This is a genomic window from Rickettsia endosymbiont of Halotydeus destructor (assembly GCF_049278075.1).
Taxonomy (GTDB): domain Bacteria; phylum Pseudomonadota; class Alphaproteobacteria; order Rickettsiales; family Rickettsiaceae; genus Rickettsia.
This window is the reverse complement of the sequence record NZ_JAPNPB010000002.1, coordinates 177,999-201,686: the sequence shown is the minus strand read 5'-3', so window position 1 is coordinate 201,686 and position 23,688 is coordinate 177,999. Positions and strand designations below refer to the sequence as shown.

Genomic DNA, 23,688 nt, shown 5'->3' with positions numbered 1-23,688 from the left:
TAATGAATAAAAAAAATAATATAATAACTTTCTTTACTTTATGTACGGTTATAATACTAATAATTCTGGGATTTTGGCAACTTAATCGTTTAAAGGAAAAAAAATTATTTTTAGCGGCTATGGACCATAACCTTACTAGTCCTGCTGTAGATTTGAAGGATTTAAAAGATGATTTTATTTACCATAAAGTAAAAATTACCGGACATTTTTTACCGGGGCAAGATATCCATCTATATGGGCGTAGATCGATGTCGAAAGAAAAAGACGGCTATTATTTAGTGACGCCTTTTAAAACTATAGACGATAAAATTATTTTAGTAGCACGAGGTTGGTTTAGTAATCGTAATAAAAGTATAATTGGCGATTCTGCAAATAGACTTTTTTCCAAACTCGCTTATAGGGAGAAATTTAAAGGAGACACGGAACACAGAACCGCAACGTACTCTAGCGTACGTGAGGATTCGAGTACCGGATCGACGTATAAATTACCCCTAGAAGTAGAGTTTGGAAAAAAGTCTATTGAGCAAGAGCATGAAATTATTGGCGTTACCATGCCGTCTGAGAAAATACGTAGCTATATACCAGATAATGATATTAAAAATAATGTTTGGTTAACTTTGGATTTAAAAGCAGCTACCAAAATTTTAGACCTAGAACTTCAAAATTTTTATATAATACAAGAAGGAAAAGATATTAGTAATTTGGATATTTTATTACCGCTTTCTATAAATCACTTGGCAAATATTAGAAATGATCATTTAGAATATGCTTTAACCTGGTTTGGACTGGCTATCTCTTTAATCGTAATTTATATTATTTATTCTAGGGCTAGGGCCACAGAACCTAGAAAATATAAATCATGATTATTATTTGTAATTAATTGAGTAAGTTGTTCATGTATAACGGACTCATCAATTATAGTAACACGTTCCGGTCTTTCCTTAAACATTATCTCATAGCATTCCAATTCCTCAAATACTATCTCATTCCTTTGAGCCAGGTTACCAGTTTTACTTTTGACAATATCATAACAATCTAAAGCCTCGCAATAATATTTTTTTGTAAGTAAATAATCTCCCTTTTGACGCAAAAATTCTGGATGTTCTTGATTATTTTCTATAAGTTTGTCGTAACACTTGAAGCCCTTACTCGTTTGCCCGGCAGCATCATAATATTTTATTGCTAGTGTTAAAACCTTATTACTTTCATTAAGTTCTAATCGATCGCTTAATTCAAATAATGTATCACCAATTTTTTTATACAATAAGTCTTTTAGTTCTTTATTAAAGCTAAGAGCTTTTATAAATTCTTCTGCTGCTTTAAAAAACTCTCTTTTTTTACTATAAATTTCTCCCTTATAGAAATGAGCTAAAGCTGTGGTTTTATTTATCTCTTGAGGTTGAGGGTATTGTTCTAGCAACCGTATGGCAGTTTCATAATAATCTAGCTCACTATTAACGTCTTCCGGTTCCATAAGCTCTATCTTTTTAATAAAAGGTGTAGCAATTTCATTTATTATTGTTTTGCAATGATCAATTGCAGAGACAATAAGAGCATTAGGGAAATTTTCTGTTAAGGCGTTTAAGTGTTTGTTAAACAATTTAAAAATATAGCTGTAATTATGTATTTGCTCTTGCTGCTCTGGTGCTTCTACAAATTTTTCAATAATATCCAAGAGTGGAAGAATCGTATTTTCATTATTTTTTTCTATTAAATCCTGAAACTCAAATATTTGCTGCAGCCCTTGGAAATGCTTAGGCTTTTCGAGAGTTGAGGAGGTATAATTTTTACAAGGCCCTAATAAGAATTTTTGAATATGAGTGTTATAATTATCAAAAAATATCTGACAATTTAAAGGTTGGTAATAATGAAAATTTTTTTCATTAAAAGTTAAAGTTATAAAATCGGTTATGGCAGCAATATTAACATTTATTAAAAAATATACCTTCCTCAATTCTTCATAATCTTTTAGACGTAAAGGTAAAGGATTAATTTCGACGCTAGCAGCTTGTAAATCATTAAAATCTTCAATTAATATTTTTACGGGTACTAACTTTGATTGAGATGTAAGAATTTTAATAGATATAGGAGAAAATAAATCTTCTAAAAACTTCTTAAACTCTTCACGCTTTCGAACTATATCATACACTGCTCTATCAAAATTATTTGGTTCTTGGGCATTAGTTATTACTAATGAAAGACTGTTTTTTAATTTTTCTAGCTCTGATATAGTAAAAATACTAGTAAAGAAATCAAGGATAGAGAGAAAATCGCTACTTTTTTCTATTACTGATGATTCGGAAGTTAATACTATAAACTTTAATTTTGTAGTAGTTTCCGATAATCTTTTTATAAAAAATCTATTAATCAATCCTTGAGCTAGCTCAGTAGTAATTTCTAAATCCTGACAATCCCAAATTACAGTCGTATCTATTTTATATTTATTAGGAATTTTTATTTCATGATTAGAATTACTAGAAGTTTTATTATTTAAGGATGATACTAAAATAGTATCTGTATTGCCCGGTCCCCTCAATATTATTAGCGCCTCTTCTGCTTTTTCTTCTGTTTTGTTATAAATTTGTTCCAATGCAGAAAATATTTGCTTTCTCTCATAGGTAAACTTCATATATTTAATTTTTAAAATTAATTTTTACCGTATCGCTTTCACCTGCATTATCGATAACCCTTATAATCGCTTCCCCAGCTTTAGGTTGCCAAGATAAAGGGTCATTTGGTTTAACGGTTGCTATTAACTCATCGTTAACAAACCAAAAAATATCGGATACGCTAGGATCAACAGTTGCCGCAAAAATAATCCTATCACCATTTTTAATTGAATAAACAGAATTTTTTATGGGAGAGGTAATTTTAGGTTTTTGATAATTTTGGTTTACTAAATTACCACAGTAATTGCCTGCTAGCGGTTTCGGTAATAAATGAATACCGGCGTTTTTATATACCGATAGTAAATCGGTTGGCCAAAAATTCACTATTCTATACTCGGTTTGTCCTTCTATGAAATTACAAGCAGGCATACCGTTCGTTCTATCTATTAAAATTTTCCTATATATCCCTGAAGGTTTTATCGGAGATTTGCCTTTAATAAACAAAGTATCGGTTTTGATTGGACACATACCATTGTAAATATCACCAGTATCAGCACAGACAGGAATTTTAGTAATTTCAAGTCCTGTTATTTTACCTTTAATTAAATCTTGCTCTTTGTCCTTATTTATTACCGTATTTATAATATTAAAAAATAAGGGTGCAGCAGTTTCTACTCCAGTAAATGTTCCTCTAACCTGTCCTTTAAAATCTCCGATCCATACGGCCAGGGCGTATTTACCGAATATCCCGACTGTTAAAGCATCTCTAAACGAACTGGAAGTGCCGGTTTTCCAATATATCGGTAAGCCTGGCTCTATATTATTATAAGCATGCGGGTGAGCGGTATCTTTTAAAATATCTAGAGTTAGATAACTCGCTTCCCTGGATAGGAGCGTTGCAGACGTAAATCCCTGTTTTGAATCTATTAATTTCTTTAACGGTTGATATGAGCCTAAATTAGCAAGCATTGCATAAAGCTTCACCAATTCTTCCATATTAATCTCTACTGCTCCAAGGGCTATAGACAAACCATATATTCCCGGTTCCTGTAATTTAGCAATTTTTGCCTGTTGTAAAAATTCGTAAAAATTAGGGTTTTTTAATTTGGAAGCCAGAAATATCACCGGTATATTACGGCTTTTTATTAATGACTCGCTCGCGCTCATACCCCCGGCAAAACTACTATCAAAATTTTCCGGCTTGTAGTTGTCGTAACGAACAGAAGAGTCTTTTAGCAAAGTTAGAGGGTGGATTAACGATTGATCGAAAGCCAAAGCATAAATGAAGGGTTTGAGAGTCGAACCGGGAGATCTGTAAGCTTTCGTGCCGTTTATTTGACCATCTATATCAGTGTCAAAAAAATTAGCAGAGCCGACACTGGCTAGTACTTCCATGGAGGTAAAATCCACTAGCATCGCAACGGCATTAGTGATGCCATATTGTTTGCGTGCATTGATATATAATTTTATTTGTGTTTCTAAAGTAGCCTGTAAATTCCTGTCTATAGTAGTGAAAATATCTTTACTGCTGCTATTTTGTGCCAATATATCTAAAGTAAAATGCGGGGCGATAAAGGGTAAGTTTTTGGTTTTATTAAATTTTATGGGCAGATTAAACAAATTACTATAAATGGCATCCTGCGGGTGAGTTTCCAGCCATTTAGAAGATAGATAGCTTCTAGCTTTTTTTATATTATTGCTAACTTTGTTTTTTCCTCTCTTAACCGGATTTTGCGGTATCACGGCTAGAGTTAAAATATCTAGTAAATTTAAATTTTTAAGCTCTCGGCCGAAATAAATATAGCTTGCAGCTTCTACCCCTTCAATATTACCGCCGTAAGGAATTAAATTTAAATAAGCTTCTAAAATTTCATTTTTTGAGTAATGTAGCTCCAAATGGATTGCTTTAATAATCTGATATATTTTACCGGGTATAGTACCGGAATTTATACCACATCTTATGCGTGCAGCTTGCATAGTGATAGTGGAGCCGCCAATTTTCCGCTCCTTATGTAGGTAGGTAGAGCGGAAAGCTTTGAATAATGAAAGAGGGTTAACTCCAAAATGCGAATAAAAATATTTATCTTCATATAATAAAACTGCTTCTATGAATTGCTGCGGTATCTTATTAAGCGGCGTGTATATTCTATATTTGTCATCTTTTGAGAGAGAAATACGCATTAACTCTCCATGCCGATCAAATACTTTTTGTGAGAAACTGACTTTATGAAGCAAAAGGGGAGGGGGGAGTATAAAATATACTATAATGCCGATTGTTAATAGAGTTATAATTAGCTTTGTTTTGTAGAGCAAAATAATATACCCGTTATGTTTTTTATGTCGATGCTATTCTTGTGTTTTTATGATCCACGCGGGCAAATGCCCTTCCCGCCTTGCTCCTCTATGTCATTTTCGCTTGCTCTCTATGTCATTCCCGTGAAAACGGGAATCCAGAAAATAATAGTCATCTTGAATTTATTTCAGGATCTCTTGAATTAGATGCTGAACCAAGTTCAGCATGACAAAAAAGCCTGGATTCCCGCCTCCGCGGGAATGACATAAAATCTCAACTTATTTATACCCTAAAACACTATAATAAAAAATGCCTATATCAATATAAGAAAAATATTAATAAAACATATTGACTATTTGATTTGTTTTTCGTATAATGCCTTTTAAGTTAGTTAATAAGTTAACTTTTTGTAAACAAATTCACTCGCGCCTCTTTATTTACTTTATGTAAGCTATAACCTCCCTGCCTCTTTAACACAAAAGCTAAAAATCTATCTAAGCCTATCAAATACATATTTAAATTTCTTGACTTTAATTTTTTATCCTGTATAATGTTTCTTAATTATATAAAAATTTATTAATATTTTAAAAAAGGTTAAATTATGCAAAATAGTAAATCTAAGTTTGTTAAAAATTTAATGCTTATTGCTGTATCTACAACTATATTAAGCGGAATAGCGGCAGAAGCGATAGCAGCAGGGGGATTTAAGCGTCCTGCGCCTCCAAAAAAAGTAGGTGGGAGAATTGTAATTCCTGGAGGAGCTGCTATTCCTGTTCCCCCTCCACTGCCTGGGGCTATTCCTGTTCCCCCTCCACTGCCTGGGGCTATCCCTGCCGCCCCTCCGGGGCCTGGGGCAGCAGGAGCTCCAGCTGCTGTAGTAAAAGCAGGCAAGCCTGGACTAGTAGGTGGTGCATTCAGGGTTATTAGTAATGATGAAGCAGCAAAAAGGCTGGGGATTCCTGTAGTTGCGCATTATTCAGCTGATGATAAAAAGAAAATCACTAAGATACAGAATGATGCAAGAACGAAATATAGAACAATAAAGATGAGTGCACCTGATATAGATCATCTTGCAGTTGCTTATGGTTTTACATTAGATCCTGTAAATAATACATATAAAAAAGCGGATCTCACTAAGATGCGTATATATATAGCAGGTTTAATAAGCGCAGAAGAGGCTAAAAAAGGTGGCGGCGCCAAAGCAGCAATGGTAGCGCAGATTGCAGCTAAGAAAGTTGGTGGTGCAAAGGCAGCAGCGAAGGCAGCAGCTCGCGCTCTTGTAGTAGGCGCTGCTAAAGCTTATGTAAGTGTAGTCCCAAGGGGTAAATATGAGGTTTCTTATTTTAATGTTAGAACTAGCCTTATAGAAAAAATTGATGTTACTCATGAAGTTACTTTAGCGTCTGATGACTTCAAAAATACTAAAGTAAAACTAATGGCATTTGATAAGAAAAATCCAGTAGATCCAAAAGATTATCCTCAAAAGGAGCGGGAAGAAGTTTTTAAAGCTGTAACACAAGTTATTACAAAGAAAGTGTTAAGTGATCGCGGATTAACAGAAGATAGAGCGATGTTAGCAGCTTATTACGATGCCAACATCGGAGGTGACTCATATGAGAAATATTATACTTCTAGAGATGTAGATACTATTAAGAGCGTAGGCGGAGCTATCGCGTATAATAAGAAGTTACAAGCTGAAATAGATGCAGAAAAAAAAGCTTTAAATCCAGCTGTGCTTGGAGCAGTAGCTTATCAAAATGCTTGTAATGCAATAGATAAAGCATATAGAGACCCTAAAGATGAGGATGTAATAAACACAGCTACCAAGCGTTCAATTCCATATAACCAATTTTTAGATGAAGCAATATTAGAAGCTAAGAAGAAGGCAGCGATAAATTTCTTATTAAATGAGGAAAAAACACGACTTGAAGCTGTAGGAGGAGGAGTAGCGGCTTTAAGAATTGACGGTGCTACGACCTTCTTAGCGAACGATGTAGGAGTTATTCTAGCTGCTCCTCCAGCTCTAGATTTATCCCCAACCATACCTACTGATTCTTTTAAAACCGGAGGAAGTAGCAGTGCTGCTGGGGCTACAATAGTTATGCCAGAGACTGCAGCGGTTAAAAAACTACAAGCAGAAATTGCTATTTTAAAAGCGCAAGTAGCTAGCACTGTTTCTAAAGGCGGGTTTAATAATGATCCTACGTTATTAACAGAATTAGATAACCTAAAAAATAAACTAGTTGAGACTACTAATGCACTTGTTGCAGAATCTGCAGCCAACGCGGCTTTAAAAGCTGAATATGTAGATGCAAATAGTAATTTGGGTAAATTAAGAGTAATTTTTAAGAACCACGGCACGCAGCTTACAGAAGAGGAAAGAGAATTCTTAGATGAAATAAGAAATAGCTCAGATCCTGCAGAATTTATTGAATATATTGAAGAAAATCCTGACAAAGTACCTGCTTTATTCCTAAACAAAGATCTTTTAGAATTATTAAAACAAGATGCCGGGGTATTAAATAAATTAGAAGTAGTAGAAGAAGTATTAAGTAAAGAGGAAGAACAAAAGGAAAAGGTTAAATATATTAAAGAAATAATAGAAAAAGCAGAGAAAGCAGAAATAGAAAGGATTGAAGATTATAATTTAGGTGAGCAAGCTAATGATATAATTAAAACAACAGAAGAAACCATGGATGCTAGTGGTAAAATGTTAGCTTCAGTGACTGAAACTATAATACCTGAACTATCTAATAGATTATTTTCTTTAGATACTAGTACTGTTGCTATTATGGGTGCTGGTGATGAAGAAGAGCCTATTAAAAAAGGTTTATGGGTTAGTGGATTGTTTGGTAGTAGTAAACAAGAAAATTCTGCGAATGCTGCAGGTTACAAAGGTCGCACTAGCGGTGCTACAATTGGTTTTGATATAGATTTAAATGATGATATTTTAGGTATTGCTTATACTAATATTAGATCTAACTTTAAATATAATAAAAACCGTGGTAAGTCTAATATTACTGGGCACGTTCTAAGTTTATATGGTCTAAAAAACTTACCTAATAATTTTTCGCTGCAAGGAATAGTTTCTGGGGCAACTAATATACTTAAGAATAAGCTGCCATCTCAAGACGGTATCATTAATGGTAAGTATAAGAATAATAGTGTAAATTTTGAAACACTTTTAAATTATACTTATACAATATCAAATATGATGAGTATTAAACCAAATATCGGTATTAGATATGGGTATACTCAAGACGGTACATATAATGAAAGTGATAGAGGAATTCAGCACCTATCTGTTTCTTCCAAAGCGCAGAATACATGGACCGGGATTATTGGTGGTAGAGTGAAATTTGCTCCAATAACTGTTGTTGAGGGTATTAATGTGACTCCAGGTCTACATGGATCTGTTGAAACACGCCTTACTAATAAGAACAAGTTAGTACAAGCTAAAGTAAGTTGGAAAGATAAGAGTCGTGAAAAAACTTTAGTTTTACCAAAACAACCGAAAGTGGGTTATAATATCGGTGCTAGCGTTCTTGCTCAAAAAGCTAATATTAGTCTTTTGTTAGAATATAACTGCCACTTACAAAAGAAATACCAAAGCCACCAAGGTTTTGCCAAGTTGAAAGTTAATTTTTAACTCTATTTACTCTAGGGTAAGGCTTTTTAAAGCCTTACTTAAATTTCAAGAATATCCTCAGCAACCGCTCTTGTTACTCCTGAGAGCGGTAAAGCTTCTATAGTAGGTACTTCCACATTATCAAGCTCTTGAGGGAGCAATATCATTTTTTCCATTAATATTTCTAATCTTTGCATTATTGTTAGCAATACTTTCGCGACATTCCCTATAGATGAATTATCTTCTATCGCCGATGGTGTAACACTTGATTGCTCTAACTCCTCTACCTCTTCTATACTATGATAAGGTTTAGAGGTTGAAGCATGGTTCCATAATAATTTTTCTCTAATTATATTTATTTGTGCTTTAGATAATTCAGGAATTTCTGTCTGTTTATTTTCTATTACTTGTAATAAAGGAAAGGCCAAATTAGTTAATATTATAGGCTTCAAATTTTTTGCTATTTCATACATTAGTATTATACCTTTATGATCTAATTTCTCGTAGCAAAGTTTTAATGAGCCTGAATCCTTTTCTTTAGCTGCTTCAATAGTTCCTAAAATGTAAATTATTTGCTCTTGATTAGTATTTTCAAGTATTTTTAAGAGTGTTTCATGTTTAAGGTTCAGATCTTTACATAAGCTTTTTATTAGTTTATGTGAAGAAAGGGACTCTTGAGTTGAAGAAATAGAAGAGACATTAGATACGCTATTCCACCTCTTATGGTTTTTATACATAAGATACCTTATAAATTAATGCGTTATTAATTTATATTAACAAAATAAAAAAAGCAAACTAATTTTTATTAATAAAAAAATATATAAGTAAGATTTATAGAAAATTTATTTATAAGTACTTGCAAAGTTAGATTAGATAAATAGAATCTATAAAAAATACAATAGAGGGGAAAATATATGCTCAATATAAATTTTACAAAAGAAGAATCATTACATAATCAAGGCATAATAGTTTTTATTAACGATCAATTAAAGCTTGATAGTAATTTAATGGCAATTGATCAGCAGCATCACGGTTTAATTTCTAAAACCATGCAAAGTAAACTAAATTTTGCTGGCAAATTTGGCCAAATAAAAGTAATTACTTCCGTTATTAAGACCGGTGAAATTAAATATTTAATTCTAGTTGGTTTAGGCGCAGAAGAAAAATTAAAAGAATCACAAATTGAAGAATTAGGCGGTAAAATTTTATTACAAAGTACTTGTGCAAAAATTACTAGTATTGGGCTAAAATTAACCGGTAGAATCAGTAATTTTGAACCGCATATTTTTACTGCCTTAATAGCTAGTGGTGCTGTTCTTGCGTCTTACCGATTTGATAAATATAGAACTACTTTAAAAGAAGAAGAGAAATTTGCTGTTGAGTCTTTTGAGATTGTTACTGATAACCTAGTTGAAGCCGAAAAATTATTTGAAGAGAAAAATTTGATCGCTCAGGCGGTGTTTTTTGCCAGAGATATTAGCAATGAGCCGGCAAATATTAAAAGCCCGCAAGTTTATGCTGATAGAGTAGCAGAGTATCTTGAAGAATTCGGTGTAGAGGTATCTATTATTGGCGAGCGAGAAATGAAAAATCTCGGTATGGGAGCGCTGCTCGGTGTCGGTCAAGGTTCTCAGAATGAGTCCAAATTAGTAGTTATGGAATATTATGGCGGTGATGATGATATTGCTCCGATTGCTTTCGTCGGGAAAGGAGTTACGTTTGATACAGGCGGGATTTCTCTAAAACCTTCCGGAAATATGGATTTAATGAAATATGATATGGCAGGTTCTGCTGCCGTAGTTAGTGCTATCGGAGCACTTGCTGCTCGTAAAGCTAAAATTAATGTAGTCGGGGTAATAGGACTCGTTGAAAATATGCCTTCAGGTAATGCGCAAAGACCCGGCGACGTTGTAACTACTATGTCGGGACAAACTGCCGAGGTTCTAAACACCGATGCAGAAGGGCGGTTAGTTTTGGCCGATGCTATTTGGTATGCGCAGGAAAAATTTAAACCCGAATGTGTGATAAATCTTGCTACACTTACCGGTGCTATCGTCGTAGCTTTAGGGCATACATATGGTGGGTGTTTTTCAAATAACGATCAGTTAGCAGAAAAATTAATTAATAGCGGTAATAAAGTTAACGAAAAATTATGGCGGATGCCGCTACATAACGATTACGATGCAATGATTAACTCCGATATAGCTGATATGGCAAATATCGGTAACGTTCCGGGAGCAGCAGGAAGTTCAACGGCAGCGCATTTTATCAAGCGTTTCGTAAAGAATGAAACCGCTTGGGCGCATTTGGACATTGCTGGTGTTGCTAATAGTAAAAAACCTTCATCGTTAGGACCTAAGGGCGCAGTCGGCTACGGGGTAAGGCTGCTTGAGCAATTCGTCAAGGATTATTATGAGCAAAGGTAATTCTCCTTATATATTTGTAGTCGGGAATGAAAAAGGTGGAGCTGGTAAAACTACCTGCTCCATGCATTTAATAGTTGCGCTGCTTTATCAAGGATATAAGGTTGCAACTATCGATATCGATTCACGTCAAGCATCTTTAACAAATTACCTAAAAAATCGGGAGTTATATAATAAACAAAATCCTGATAAACAAGTAGTAAGTCCGCAGCATTTTCATCTGCCTGAAAGCCTGAAAGAAAATAAGGGTGATGAGGAAGAGGAGCAGAAAATAATATTTGAAAAAGCGTTAACTGAGGCAAGTAATGCCGATTACATAATAATAGATACACCGGGAAGTCATACGTTTTTATCTCGGCTTGCCCATTCTTATGCCGATACAATAATTACGCCAATTAACGATAGCTTTCTTGATTTAGACGTAATAGCTAAAATTAATGCAAAAGACGGCATTATTAGCCCATCAATTTATAGTCAAATGATTTGGGAGCAGAAAATGCAGCGTGCCAGTCGTGACAAGGGAAGTATCGAGTGGATAATACTACGTAATCGTTTAAGCAATCTTGATGCAGTAAATAAACGTCGTGTCGCAAATGTTTTAAATGATCTTGCAAAAAGAATCAGCTTTAAATTAGCTGATGGTTTTAGCGAAAGAGTAATATTTAGAGAATTATTTTTGCAAGGTCTAACTTTGCTGGATTTAAAAAATGCTCGATATGATCGAGTATTTAGTACTTCTCATGTTTTGGCTCGTCAAGAGCTGCGAAATTTTTTAAGTTTTTTAGGTATAAAGCCTGTCTTTTAGTTTTTAATTGCAGAAACGTAGGACTTTGTATATGTTTATTTGGATAGGTTAAAGCATTTTTTATGTCATTCCCGTGAAAACGGGAATCCAGAAAAATTAAGCTAAAGATGTAACGATACCATTATATAGAAAAAAGCCTTACAAGCTAAGGCTTTTTAGCCTGGATTCCTGCGATCAATGGAATGACATAAGAGCCATGCAACAACGCCTCGCCTTGGCAGGGATGACATAAAAGGTTGACAGAATAGCATAAAGAGATGCAGTAATAACATAAATCACCATCATCATCAAATAAAAATCAAAACAAAAAAATGCATAAATATAGAACTCATAATTGTAACGAATTGCAAATTGCTCATGTTGGAGCCGAGGTTAAATTATCTGGCTGGGTGCATCGAAGAAGAGATCACGGAAATCTAGTTTTTATCGATTTGCGAGATCATTTCGGCGTAACGCAATTAGTATTTACCGACCAGGACCCCAAGCTAATGGACGCTGCTAGCCGTTTGCGTTATGAGTCGGTAATTACTATTACCGGCACGGTTGTAGCAAGATCAAACGATACTATTAATGATACGCTTACCACTGGACAAATTGAGATACTAGTTAAAGAATTTATTATTGAATCGGCTGCTGAAACTCTGCCTTTTGTTATTAATGTAGAGAAGGAAGCACCCGAAGATGTTCGACTTAAACATCGTTTTCTTGATTTAAGGCGTGAAAAATTGCATAATAATATAATACTTCGCTCGCAAATTATTGCTCACATTCGTCATTTAATGATGCAAAGGGGATTTACAGAATTTCAAACACCGATTTTAACAGCAAGCTCGCCTGAAGGAGCTCGGGATTTTTTAGTGCCGAGCAGAATGCATCCAGGTAAATTCTATGCGCTACCTCAAGCCCCGCAACAATTTAAACAATTACTGATGGTTTCAGGGTTTGATCGCTATTTTCAGATTGCGCCGTGTTTTCGTGATGAAGACGCGCGTGCCGATAGATCGCCGGGCGAATTTTATCAATTAGATATAGAAATGTCATTCGTTACGCAGGAAGACGTATTTAATACGGTTGAGCCTGTTATGTATGAATTATTTACCAAATTTACAGATAAAAAAGTATCGCCAGCCCCTTTTACCCGCATTCCTTACCATGAATCGATGCTAAAATACGGCTCTGATAAGCCAGATTTGCGTAATCCGATTATTATTGCCGATGTAACCGAAATATTTAAAGATTCTAATTTTACTATTTTTAGAGAAAATATTAAAAAAGGTTCAATAGTTAGGGCTATACCGGCACCAAAAGCAGCTAGCTTACCTCGCAGTTTCTTCGATAAAATGATTGATTTTGCTATATCGGAAGGTGCTGGCGGGCTTGGCTATATTCAATTTAACGAAAACGGTGAAGCGAAAGGACCGGTGGCAAAATTCTTAAGCGCTGAGCAGTTGGAATCTTTAAAAGCTATCGCTAATATCAGCAACGGTGATGCCGTATTTTTCTCAAGCGATAAGAAAGATAAAGCCGCAAAGCTTGCAGGTAAGGTTAGGATAAAACTTGGAGAAGAGTTAGATTTACTTAAAAAAGACTGTTTCGAATTCTGCTGGATTACTGATTTTCCATTTTATGAATTAAATGAAGAAACCGGTAAGGTGGACTTTAGTCATAATCCGTTTTCCATGCCACAGGGAGGTCTGGAAATTCTGGAAAAAGCTAAAACTACTGAAGAGCTATTGGAAATCACTGCCTATCAATATGATATTGTTTGTAACGGGATAGAGTTATCTAGCGGAGCAATCAGAAATCATAAGCCGGAATTAATGTATAAAGCATTTTCTATTGCTGGATATAGCGCCGAGGAAGTAGATAAAAGATTCGGGGGGATGATCAGAGCGTTTAAATTTGGTGCACCGCCCCATGGGGGAGTAGCCCCGGGCATTGATCGGATTGTTATGTTATTAGCTGAGGCGAGTAATATTAGGGAAATAATCGCCTTCCCGCTTAATCAACAAGCCGAAGATTTGCTAATGAATGCCCCGAATCACGTAGAAGAGAAAGCTTTAAAAGAACTTGGTATAGCATTATTGTCGTCTATGAAAAATAATAAATAGCTTATATTAACGCCAGTATAGGGATAAGAGTATAATTTTATCCCTAGGCTCTGTGAACAAAATTTAAATTAATAATTAAAGACGAGTCTGTAGCTTTTTTCCTTTCATTTTATCGTTTAATTTAGATTGAGTTATTTTTTTAACCTCCTCAAGTCTTTTCGTTTGAAATTCGCCTACTTGACTTTTTAACTTACTACCAATTTTTATGCTTGCGTGGATAATATTTTCTGTTTCATAAAGCTTACTTAGGTTAGCCGGTGAAATTTTCTCTACAAAGTAATTTGATATGTTAGGTAATCCTATTTTTCTACAAAAATTTGCTACCTTGTAATATATTTTATCTTTACCGGTTAAATTGGGAGTGGCGAGGTTTATAAGTTTTGTGGTCTCTTTAATATTCCTTTTATAATCCGGATCATTTTTTATATTATTAATGTTTTGATCCGTAAGATAATTTTCTTTTTTTAGCTCATTCATGATATTTGCATAAAATTTTTCTATCTCTTTATCAGTGATTTTTTTGCCAACTGTCTGTTTGGTGAAATCAACGACTAAAGATTCCAATTTTTCCCCAACAGCTTTGTCCTGTACACGCATTGATTCTACAGGATCAGAAAGTTGCATATCTACTTTATCTTTCTCAATAATACCTTCTCTTTGTTTCCATTTTCCTTCTGAATCTTTTTTCCATAATTTTTCTTGTATAGTTTCTTTTTTTAAACCTATAGGAGTTTTAATTTGATAATCATTTTCATATGCCCACTCCAAAGCATCTTTCCCATCAATTTGAATTTTATTTTTAGCTGCATAGAGTACAGGGTCTCTAACAGCAGAGTTAGCGAAAGCTTCTAACCAACCTCCATTTTTAAATTCAGGAGAGACATTACTAAATTTTGTAACTATTTCAGCGCTTTTAGCCACTTCCTTCATATTAACGAGGTTTTCTTTTATATTGTCCTTATAATGCTTCCTCAAATCATCAAAATTTTTAATATCAGCACTTAATGCAATATTTTTCGGATCAAATCCAGCTTTTTTTAATTCATCAATTTTTTGGTCCACTATTGCTTCCATCTGTTTTTCATCAAATTGACTTATCATTTGATTTAGCGATTCGCTATATTTATCTATACTAAATGATAAATTACCTGCTTTAATAGCAGCACCGTAACCAACCCCAGAATGCGCAAACATCGCAGCTGTTGACTGAATCATGCTGCTAAAATTATCATGAAATACTAAAAAAGAGCGACCATGATCAATCTTAGTGACGGTTTTACCATCCTGCACCATCAAATTACCGGCATGATAATCTCCTTCTCCGAGCATGTGACAAGCAGCTATGGCTTTTTCAAATCCTTCCAAGTTTTTTAAATTTTTATCATTAGCTCTAACTTTAGTTTGATTTAATAAACCGGAAAATTCTGTCAGGGTTACAGCATTATCAAAGAATTTAGAACGTACATAAAGTGAATTCGAAGAGTGTTCGTCTGCTTTTACTAATCCTTCTTTCGGTGCTCGATCATGTAATAAAAACTGATACATGGTAGAGCCTATTAATTCCTGCACTCCATCTCTTCGATCAGCAATAGCCTGTTTTCGTGCATTTTTATCCTGGATTTCTAGGCAGGCATCATGAGTTTTATAAAAATGTTTTAAAATAAAAGTATTGCCTTCTTTGTCTGTAGCAACATAGCCAGTAGAGACTCCCGCAGTCTTTGCACCTTTTTCGGTAAACTCGCTTTGCTGCGCAACTCGCTTGTCACGTAGCATATCATTAACTGCTGGTGTAGGAGCGTTTATTATCCCTTTAAGTTCTTTATAATCTGCTTTATGCCGCATATCATCTACTTCAACCTGGAGTTCGGTTGCATTTTCTCTGACTATTTCCTGTAACAAGGGTGTATCGATTATCTCTCTTAATTCTTTATTTTTCTCTCCTGGGAATGAATCTTTTATTATTTTTGTTACTTTAGCTAAATCTTGACTATTCAAGTTAGCTAGATCCACTTGACTGATATATAAACTTGTAGTAGTAGGGGACTGGTCATTGGAAAGGTCAATAGCAGCTTCAGCAATACCTTCGCAGGCTCTGAATATTTTGGCATTCAATGCTTCATCTTTGGTTTTTAAGACTTCAAAAAGCTTACTCTTTAGTGATTCTTGTTCTATTCTTTCTTTAGACATAAAAATATATAATTATGTTAATCTTTGCTTCTAAAAGTTTATTATAAAAATTAATTAATTGTTATTATTTTATATAACTGATTTATTTAAATGTAAAAATTAATGGTATTATAGTAACTTATTATTTGCTAAAAATTTATCTTAACTCAATTCAAGAGCTGCTTCCTCCAAGGTTTTTAGTTGATCACGTAATTTTGCCGCTTGTTCAAATTCTAGATTGCTGGCTGCAGCGTACATTTCTTTTTTAAGTTTTTCAATATGGATTTTTAATTTGACAGGATTGTCAAATAATAAATGAGTTTGTTTTTTATCCTGAAGTTTACTATCTACTTTTTCAAGTTCCATTAAAGCATGGATAGTGCGGTTAATAGTTGTTGGAGTTATATTATTTTCTTTATTAAATTCTTCCTGAATAGTTCTTCTACGTAAGGTCTCGCTAAGAGCTTTGTCGATTGATTTGGTCATTTTATCGGCATAAAGTATTACTCTGCCTTCGCTATTTCTGGCTGCTCTACCGATGGTTTGGATTAACGATACCTCTGAGCGCAAAAACCCCTCTTTATCGGCGTCCAAAATCGCTACTAATCCGCATTCAGGAATATCAAGACCTTCTCGTAGCAAATTTATCCCGATTAGTATGTCTATTGTTCCTTGTCTTAAATCTCTCAAGATTTCAATACGCTCAAGCGTATGAACATTAGAATGCAAATATGATGTTTTATAATTTAACTCCTGTAAATAGGTAGTTAAATCCTCCGCCATTTTTTTGGTAAGAGTGGTGACTAAAATACGAAATCCTTTGGCAATAGTACTTTGAATCTCGCCTACTAAATCCTCAACCTGATTAATAGCCGGTCTAACTATACATGCAGGATCAAGCAGGCCGGTAGGTCTAATTATCTGCTCTATTAAATTGTCTCCCGATTGTTCAAGTTCAAAAGGTGATGGCGTTGCCGAGACAAAAATAGTTTGCGGTCTGAAAGTCTCCCACTCTTCAAACTTTAAAGGGCGGTTATCGAGAGCGGAAGGAAGTCGGAAGCCATGTTCGACTAATACTTCCTTTCGTGCTCTATCGCCGTTATACATCGCTCTAATTTGCGGTACCGATACATGGCTTTCATCAACGAATAATAATGCATCTTTTGGCAGGTACTCAAATAAGGTCGGTGGCGGCTCGCCCGGTTTTCTGCCAGTAAATAGCCGAGAGTAATTTTCCACACCTTTACAACTACCGGTTTCCATCAACATTTCCAGGTCATATTGAGTCCGTTGATTAAGCCTTTGATATTCTAATAATCTATCTTGTGATTTTAGGAAAGCTAAACGCTTTTGTAATTCATCCTCAATTTGTACTATAGCTTTTTGTACTGCTTCTTTCGGCATGACAAAATGCGAATTACCATAAATTATTGCTTTATCAAGTTTCGCCAGCTTCTCACCAGTAAGCGGATCAAATTCATGAATATGCTCAAGCTCATTGCCAAAAAATGATAAGCGCCAAGCTTTGTCACTATAGTGCGAAGGGAAGACATCAATATTATCACCTTTTACCCTAAAACAACCTCGCTCAAAACCGATATCATTGCGTTCATATTGTAAATTCACTAGATCATTTAATAACTTATCTCGGGAGTAGGTGTCTCCCGGTACTAAATTAACCGTCATTTGATAATAGAGATCAGGAGAACCAAGGCCATAAATACAGGAAATAGAGGCAACAACTATTACATCGCGACGTTCAAGTAGTGATCTGGTTGCCGAGTGGCGCATTAAATCTATTTGCTCATTAATAGAGGAATCTTTTTCAATAAAAGTATCAGTTCGTGCTATATAGGCTTCAGGCTGATAATAATCGTAATATGAAACAAAATACTCAACGGCGTTTTGTGGAAAAATCGACTTCATTTCTGCATAAATTTGTGCAGCAAGAGTTTTATTATGCGCCATAATAAGCGTCGGTCTGCCGGTTCTCGCAATAATATTTGCCATAGTAAAAGTTTTACCAGAACCGGTAATACCGAGCAGCATCTGAGAGCGTTCCTTAGCTTCCAGCCCTTTAACAATCGTATCTATCGCTTTCGGTTGATCCCCGGCCGGCTTATGCTCTGATATAATAGAAAAATTATTCATTCATTTACTTATGTTAGATTTATATTATAATAACTTAAAATCACATAAAAAAATATACTAATATGAATAAAACTATATTACATACCGTTATTATTTATACACTTGCTCATTGCCCTTACTGTATTAAAGCAAAAGCATTACTTGATAGTAAAAATGTTACTTATCAAGAGATAGCAGTTGAAGATTTTACTGAAGAACAAAAGGAAAAATTGATAAAAAAAGCTGGTGGTAAAAAAACAGTGCCGCAAATATTTATTGATAATATGCACATCGGTGGATGTGATGATTTATTTGAGCTTGAAAAAGAGGGAAGGTTGGATAAATTATTAGAAGGTCAGCCAAAAAAAGTTCCCTCTACAGCCTTTGGCGGTTAAGTTTGGTATTGGCGTAGACCCTTATACGTCATTGCAAGGAGGTATTTATGCCGGCATGGCAATCTAAAATTCCCCTCGTCATTGCGAGTGAAGCGAAGCAATCAAGCTATTTTTTATTTAGATTGCCACAGCCGCTTTGTGACTTCGCAATGACGGCTAGATTGCCACGTCGAGGCTACGCCTCTCTCCTCGCAATGACGGTTTAAGTATCCACGCAACAACCCATTCGCGGGGATGACATAAGAGCAATAGAATAACATCAAAATATGTTCCACTCAACAATAACTAAAACTAAATAATGACTGAAAGACCTTTAAAAAAGAATGCTTTTTCTTCTCTTCTGCCTTATCTCTGGCCGACGGATTTTAAAATTCGATTACGTATTATCATCTCTCTTATCTGTCTGTTAATCGCTAAAATAATTAATATATTAGTTCCGATTGTCTATAAATATGTGATAGACGCATTAAATAACAAGATAGTGCTTTCGGTAATTATTGGTATGATTATTGCTTATGGCGGTACCAAAATATTTGCCCAGATATTTAATGAACTACGTAATATTATTTTTGCTAAGGTAGGGCATCAAGCCACGCGTTTAATTGCTTTAGATGTATTTAAGCATATGCATAATCTTAGCATGCGCTTTCACCTGGATCGTAAAACCGGGGGGCTTAGTAGATCGATAGAGAGAGGGACTAAAGGAATTGAATCGGTGTTACGTTATTCGTTGTTTAACATTATTCCGACAAGTATAGAAGTGCTGTTGGTTTGTACTATACTATGGTATGTTTACGGCATTTGGTTTGCCGTAACTATTTTAGCTACCATGGTAGTTTATACCATTTATACTTTTTCAGTTAGTCAATGGCGTATTTCCTTTGCAAGGCAAATGAATCAAAGTGACAATGTAGCTAATAATAGAGCGATTGATAGCTTGTTAAATTTTGAAACGGTTAAATATTTTGGCAATGAAGAATATGAAGCGAAAAAATTTGATGAAGCGTTAGTAACATATGAAAAATCTGCAGTAAAAACCACTACTAGCCTGTCTATTTTAAATATTGGTCAAGATGTCATTATATCGCTTGGCTTAATCACTCTTATGATGCTTTCTGCTATCGCTATCGAACAGAATAAAATGACAGTTGGCGATTTGATTATGGTCAATTCTTATCTTTTCCAATTATCTATACCTCTTTCGATGCTAGGTTTTGCTTACCGTGAAATTAAGAACGCCATAATTAGTATGGAAGATATGTTTGAGTTACTAAACGTTCCGATTGAAATACAGGATCCTCCTACCAGTGCGATATTACAGATACCGAAAGGGTTGGTCGCTTTTGAAAATGTAAGTTTTGCTTATAACCTTGAGCGGCCTATTTTGCATAATATCGATTTTACTATCGAAAGCGGAAAAACTTTAGCTATAGTCGGAGCTAGCGGAGCAGGTAAATCAACGATCTCAAGGTTGCTTTTTAGATTTTATGATGTAACCGGCGGAAAAATTACTATTGATGGCCAGGATATAAGAGAAGTGACGCAGGAGTCATTACGCTCAGCTATCGGAATAGTACCGCAAGATACCGTTTTATTTAACGATACTATTTATTATAATATTGCTTACGGGGATAGTTCGGCTTCTTATGAAGAAGTTTTAAAGGCTGCCAGAAATGCTCATATTCACGAATTTATTACCTCTTTGCCTGAAGGATATAATGCGATGGTCGGTGAGCGTGGGCTTAAACTTTCCGGCGGAGAGAAGCAGCGCATTGCCATTGCCAGAACTATTCTTAAAAATCCATCAATATATATTTTTGATGAAGCCACTTCTTCGCTTGATACCAAAACCGAAAAATTAATTCAAGCTAGCCTTAAGGAAATCTCAAGCCAACATACCACTTTAATTATTGCTCACAGGTTATCAACAATTATCGATGCCGATGAGATTATTGTTATAGATAACGGCTATATATTAGAGCGTGGCACTCATCGAGATTTATTAAAACAAAAAGGTCGTTATGCCGAATTATGGTATAAGCAACAGGAAGAAGAAATAAAAATATCTTAATTTTATTCATCATCAATAATTTTTATCTCTCCTATATTTTGTATCTTATTGTAGTCGTTAAATATAGAGCCAGAGCTTTCTAGATTTATAGGTGGTATTTTTTGCAATAAATCTAAAGGAGTATAATCTTGTTTATTTTTAATTGTTAAGTTTATTCCCTGGCATTTAAGCAAACAACTTATTATTTCCACATTGCCGTTTTTAATCGCATAATGCAAAGCTGTACTCCCATTTATAATATCCTGCTCATTGACATTAGCCTTATGATGAAGGCACAACCTCACCTCTGATATATTATTATTTAACACCGCTTGATGCAAAGACGGTAATTCTAAAACTCTATTTATTTGAATCTTTGCTTTAGCTTCAAATAATTGTTCTAACCACTCTAATAGCCACATAAATATACCTTTTAAAAAAAGGACATTATTACACTATAAATAGTACCTTGTAAAGATAAAAGTAACTAATAGTTGCTAAATTTCATAACTTTTGCTACAAGTCCATACCAACAATTTTCAGGTATTTTAATTTTGTTACTATAGCCGCAGATAATTAAATGATCTTCTGCCCTAGTCATAGCAACGTAAAGCAGCCTAATATATTCCTGAATATCTTTTTGTTGTTCCTGTGCCTTTAACTCTTTAAAAAAATCCGGGCTACTGTTAGTTTTCGTAGAAAAAAACATTTCTCCATCTTCTGTCCAGATAAATTTATTTCTGTTAATGGGCATTATAGTATTATCGCATAATATAACAACTGGTGATTGCAAACCTTTAGAGCCGTGAACGGTCATTATTCTTATTTTATCCGAATGCTCAATATCTCGTTTAATTTTAATATCGTTATTTTCAAACCAAGCTATAAAGCCTTGCAAAGAATTATCAATTTTATGAGCATAGTCAGCACTTAAAGAAAGTAATTCATTTATAGCATCATCACTATCCGCTCCGTTGGTGATATTTAAGGTTTCTCTTAAATTTAAATTATTAATTACTGAAAGAAAAAAATTTCCAGCATTTGAGGTTTGATAGATTTCAATCAGATAGCTTAGCTTTAAATAAAATTCCTTATATAATAAAATATTATTAAATAAAGTTGCCCATAAAGAATTCTCTCCGCGGTTTAAAGCAAGTTCATATAATTGTTGTTCACTCATACCAATTATCGGCGATTTAAGTAAGCTTGCCAGATTTAAATCGTCATCCGGTAATAAAACAAATTTGGCTATTGAAGTTAAATCCATTACTGACAGGTTTTCTTTTAGCGTTACCCTATCACTCCCTTCCACATTAAGCCCTGACTGTTTAAGATGATTTATCAGCTTGTTACTAAATTCATCTCTTTTTCTAACTAAAATCATAAAATCTCTTTCCATTATTTCTTTCCCGGTAGAAGGTAGAATCTTTTTACTTTTTAGTTGGGTTTTTATGAAATCAGTAATTTTGTGAATGAGTAATTCTATAGAAGATAGCAATTTATTATGGTCTTCCGGTAGCGGCCAAAATAACTCGGTCTTTTCCTCGGCAATAACTAACGGCCATAATTCAACACTACCACTATGAGATTTATTAATTTTACGGAAAGATGAAATTAACGGATTATCGGAAATAAAGAGAGTAGGGTTATCGATTTTTATTTGTTTAAAAACTTTATGAACCAGCTGTAAAATTTCTTCGGTCGATCTGTAGGACAGGTCAAGTGTAATATTTTTAAATTTTCTATTAGCGGTAATCAGGTTATTTTTTAAAACATTATTAACGTTATTGAAAACAGTAAGATTAGCTCCCTGAAAACTAAAAATTGATTGTTTTTCGTCACCTACCACAAAAATACTGCTATCCGGATTAACGGTAGCATTAAATTCTGTTATAATTGCACTGATAATCTCCCATTGTCCTGGGCTGGTATCTTGGGCTTCGTCGATAAGTATATGAGTTATATCGTCTTCCAGCTTATGCAATACCCATTCCATATTATCATTATTTAACAATAATTGCGTATAGTAAATAAGATCATCATAATCGAGAAAATTATTATCCAGCTTATATTGCTCATATTTTTTAAGAAAAATTTGCGCGAAGTTAATAAGTAAAGCTGAATAATAAGTTACTTCTTCTATTTTACTTAATTGATCTAACCTATAAATTTCCGTACTAATATTTTCAAGCTCTACTAATAATTTTGGATATTGTTTCTGTAGCTCTCTTGAAAAAATATTTTTTCGTTTACTACCGTCTTTAGTAAAAAATAACTCTTTTGGGTTAATATTTAATGAATATTTTGTCAGCAAAGATCTCACAGTGTCATACATAACCAACAATTGCTTAGCAGTGAGTGATTCATTATTTGTTTGAGGTTGCTCCAACGTAAATAGTTTTTTAAATTTGATTTTCTGTGTTATTATTTCATCAAAAATATCTTGTATGGTTGTTTCATGAAAATTGCTAAGCAAAAAATTAATAAAAGAAGAATGTTTAGGATTTAAATAAATATCGCTTTTTATTTGCAAGAAAATATCTTGTAGTAGAGAGTCATCAAGGATTTGGAACTCCGGCGTTACCCCTCCTTCAAGCGGAAAAGATTTAAGAATTTTTTGACAAAAGGCATGAATAGTGTAGATATTTAGCGGTGTATCGGTATTTAATAATTTAGAATATAAAGTTTGAGCATTAGCTATTTCGTTAGCTGACGGCTTTTCACCCGTTACTGAAAAAAGCTCCTCCTTTAATGTACTTATCTCTGCAAGTGCAAAATTTTTAAGTTTATTACTAATCCTTGTCTTCATTTCCAAAGCAGCAGCATTAGTAAACGTAAGACAAAGGATATTTTTAAATTCTGCTCCTTTAATCAATAACCTTAAAACACGATCGGTTAGGATTTTTGTTTTACCAGTACCAGCAGATGCCGCCACCCAAACAGAATATTTAGGATCTGATGCTTGTCTTTGTAAATCACTCATATATATCAGCTAGAATTGCAAGAATTTGTATATTTGGGGGTATATAGTACCCGACAATTTTTAAAAAGCTCTCGATGTCATTCCCGTGAAAACGG

14 protein-coding genes are annotated in these 23,688 nt (G+C 34.3%); 7 read left to right on the top strand and 7 right to left on the bottom strand.

Translation table 11 applies throughout. From position 1 onward, the window contains the following. The first annotated feature begins 2 nt into the window (after positions 1–2). Positions 3–863: an SURF1 family cytochrome oxidase biogenesis protein gene (locus OTR29_RS03305; RefSeq protein WP_422229242.1), complete on the top strand. Its 861-nt coding sequence runs from the start codon at positions 3–5 to the stop codon at positions 861–863. Here the strand turns inward: OTR29_RS03305 and OTR29_RS03300 are convergent. Both OTR29_RS03300 and pbpC read right to left on the bottom strand, forming a co-directional pair. After that, positions 818–2,629, bottom strand: coding sequence for a tetratricopeptide repeat protein (locus OTR29_RS03300; RefSeq protein ID WP_422229241.1), 1,812 nt, complete (start codon positions 2,627–2,629; stop codon positions 818–820). The two genes, OTR29_RS03305 and OTR29_RS03300, sit on opposite strands and share 46 nt — an antisense overlap. Positions 2,630–2,633: 4 nt before the next feature. Next, complete coding sequence (pbpC, locus tag OTR29_RS03295; RefSeq protein ID WP_422229240.1) at positions 2,634–4,922, bottom strand: penicillin-binding protein 1C; 2,289 nt, start codon at positions 4,920–4,922, stop codon at positions 2,634–2,636. 581 nt (positions 4,923–5,503) lie between these two features. Here pbpC and OTR29_RS03290 point away from each other — a divergent pair. After that, complete coding sequence (locus OTR29_RS03290; RefSeq protein WP_422229239.1) at positions 5,504–8,551, top strand: autotransporter domain-containing protein; 3,048 nt, start codon at positions 5,504–5,506, stop codon at positions 8,549–8,551. A gap of 38 nt (positions 8,552–8,589) precedes the next feature. Here OTR29_RS03290 and OTR29_RS03285 read toward each other — a convergent pair whose 3' ends face one another. Continuing rightward, positions 8,590–9,267, bottom strand: a complete 678-nt coding sequence (locus tag OTR29_RS03285; protein WP_422229238.1) for a hypothetical protein — start codon at positions 9,265–9,267, stop codon at positions 8,590–8,592. Positions 9,268–9,444: 177 nt separating this feature from the next. On the opposite strand from OTR29_RS03285, the gene OTR29_RS03280 reads away from it, so the two are divergent. The 3 genes from OTR29_RS03280 to aspS all read left to right on the top strand — a co-directional run bounded on the left by OTR29_RS03280 (position 9,445) and on the right by aspS (position 13,869). Continuing rightward, positions 9,445–10,956: a leucyl aminopeptidase gene (locus OTR29_RS03280; RefSeq protein WP_422229237.1), complete on the top strand. Its 1,512-nt coding sequence runs from the start codon at positions 9,445–9,447 to the stop codon at positions 10,954–10,956. Then, positions 10,943–11,758, top strand: a complete 816-nt coding sequence (locus OTR29_RS03275) for a division plane positioning ATPase MipZ (RefSeq protein ID WP_422229236.1) — start codon at positions 10,943–10,945, stop codon at positions 11,756–11,758. Before OTR29_RS03280 ends, OTR29_RS03275 begins: the two co-directional genes overlap by 14 nt. Positions 11,759–12,069: 311 nt before the next feature. Further along, positions 12,070–13,869 carry an aspartate--tRNA ligase gene (gene aspS, locus OTR29_RS03270; RefSeq protein ID WP_422229235.1) on the top strand — a complete coding sequence of 600 codons (1,800 nt, stop codon included), beginning with the start codon at positions 12,070–12,072 and terminating at the stop codon, positions 13,867–13,869. A gap of 75 nt (positions 13,870–13,944) precedes the next feature. Here the strand turns inward: aspS and risK1 are convergent, their stop codons facing one another. Both risK1 and uvrB read right to left on the bottom strand, forming a co-directional pair. Next, entirely contained in the window at positions 13,945–16,056 is a 2,112-nt protein-coding gene (gene risK1, locus OTR29_RS03265) for a T4SS effector phosphatidylinositol 3-Kinase RisK1 (RefSeq protein ID WP_422229234.1), read from the bottom strand. A 141-nt stretch (positions 16,057–16,197) separates the two neighbouring features. Next, positions 16,198–18,186 (bottom strand): excinuclease ABC subunit UvrB, encoded by a 1,989-nt coding sequence (gene uvrB / locus OTR29_RS03260; protein WP_422229233.1) that lies wholly within the window; start codon positions 18,184–18,186, stop codon positions 16,198–16,200. Positions 18,187–18,248: 62 nt separating this feature from the next. On the opposite strand from uvrB, the gene grxC reads away from it, so the two are divergent. Continuing rightward, entirely contained in the window at positions 18,249–18,560 is a 312-nt protein-coding gene (gene grxC / locus OTR29_RS03255; protein WP_422229232.1) for a glutaredoxin 3, read from the top strand. 298 nt (positions 18,561–18,858) lie between these two features. After that, positions 18,859–20,631 carry an ABCB family ABC transporter ATP-binding protein/permease gene (locus tag OTR29_RS03250; RefSeq protein WP_422229231.1) on the top strand — a complete coding sequence of 591 codons (1,773 nt, stop codon included), beginning with the start codon at positions 18,859–18,861 and terminating at the stop codon, positions 20,629–20,631. 2 nt (positions 20,632–20,633) lie between these two features. Here the strand turns inward: OTR29_RS03250 and OTR29_RS03245 are convergent, their stop codons facing one another. Together OTR29_RS03245 and OTR29_RS03240 are read right to left on the bottom strand one after the other, a co-directional pair. Then, entirely contained in the window at positions 20,634–21,032 is a 399-nt protein-coding gene (locus tag OTR29_RS03245; protein WP_422229230.1) for an ankyrin repeat domain-containing protein, read from the bottom strand. Between the two features lie 65 nt (positions 21,033–21,097). Continuing rightward, positions 21,098–23,593 (bottom strand): UvrD-helicase domain-containing protein, encoded by a 2,496-nt coding sequence (locus OTR29_RS03240; RefSeq protein ID WP_422229229.1) that lies wholly within the window; start codon positions 23,591–23,593, stop codon positions 21,098–21,100. Positions 23,594–23,688: the final 95 nt, after the last annotated feature.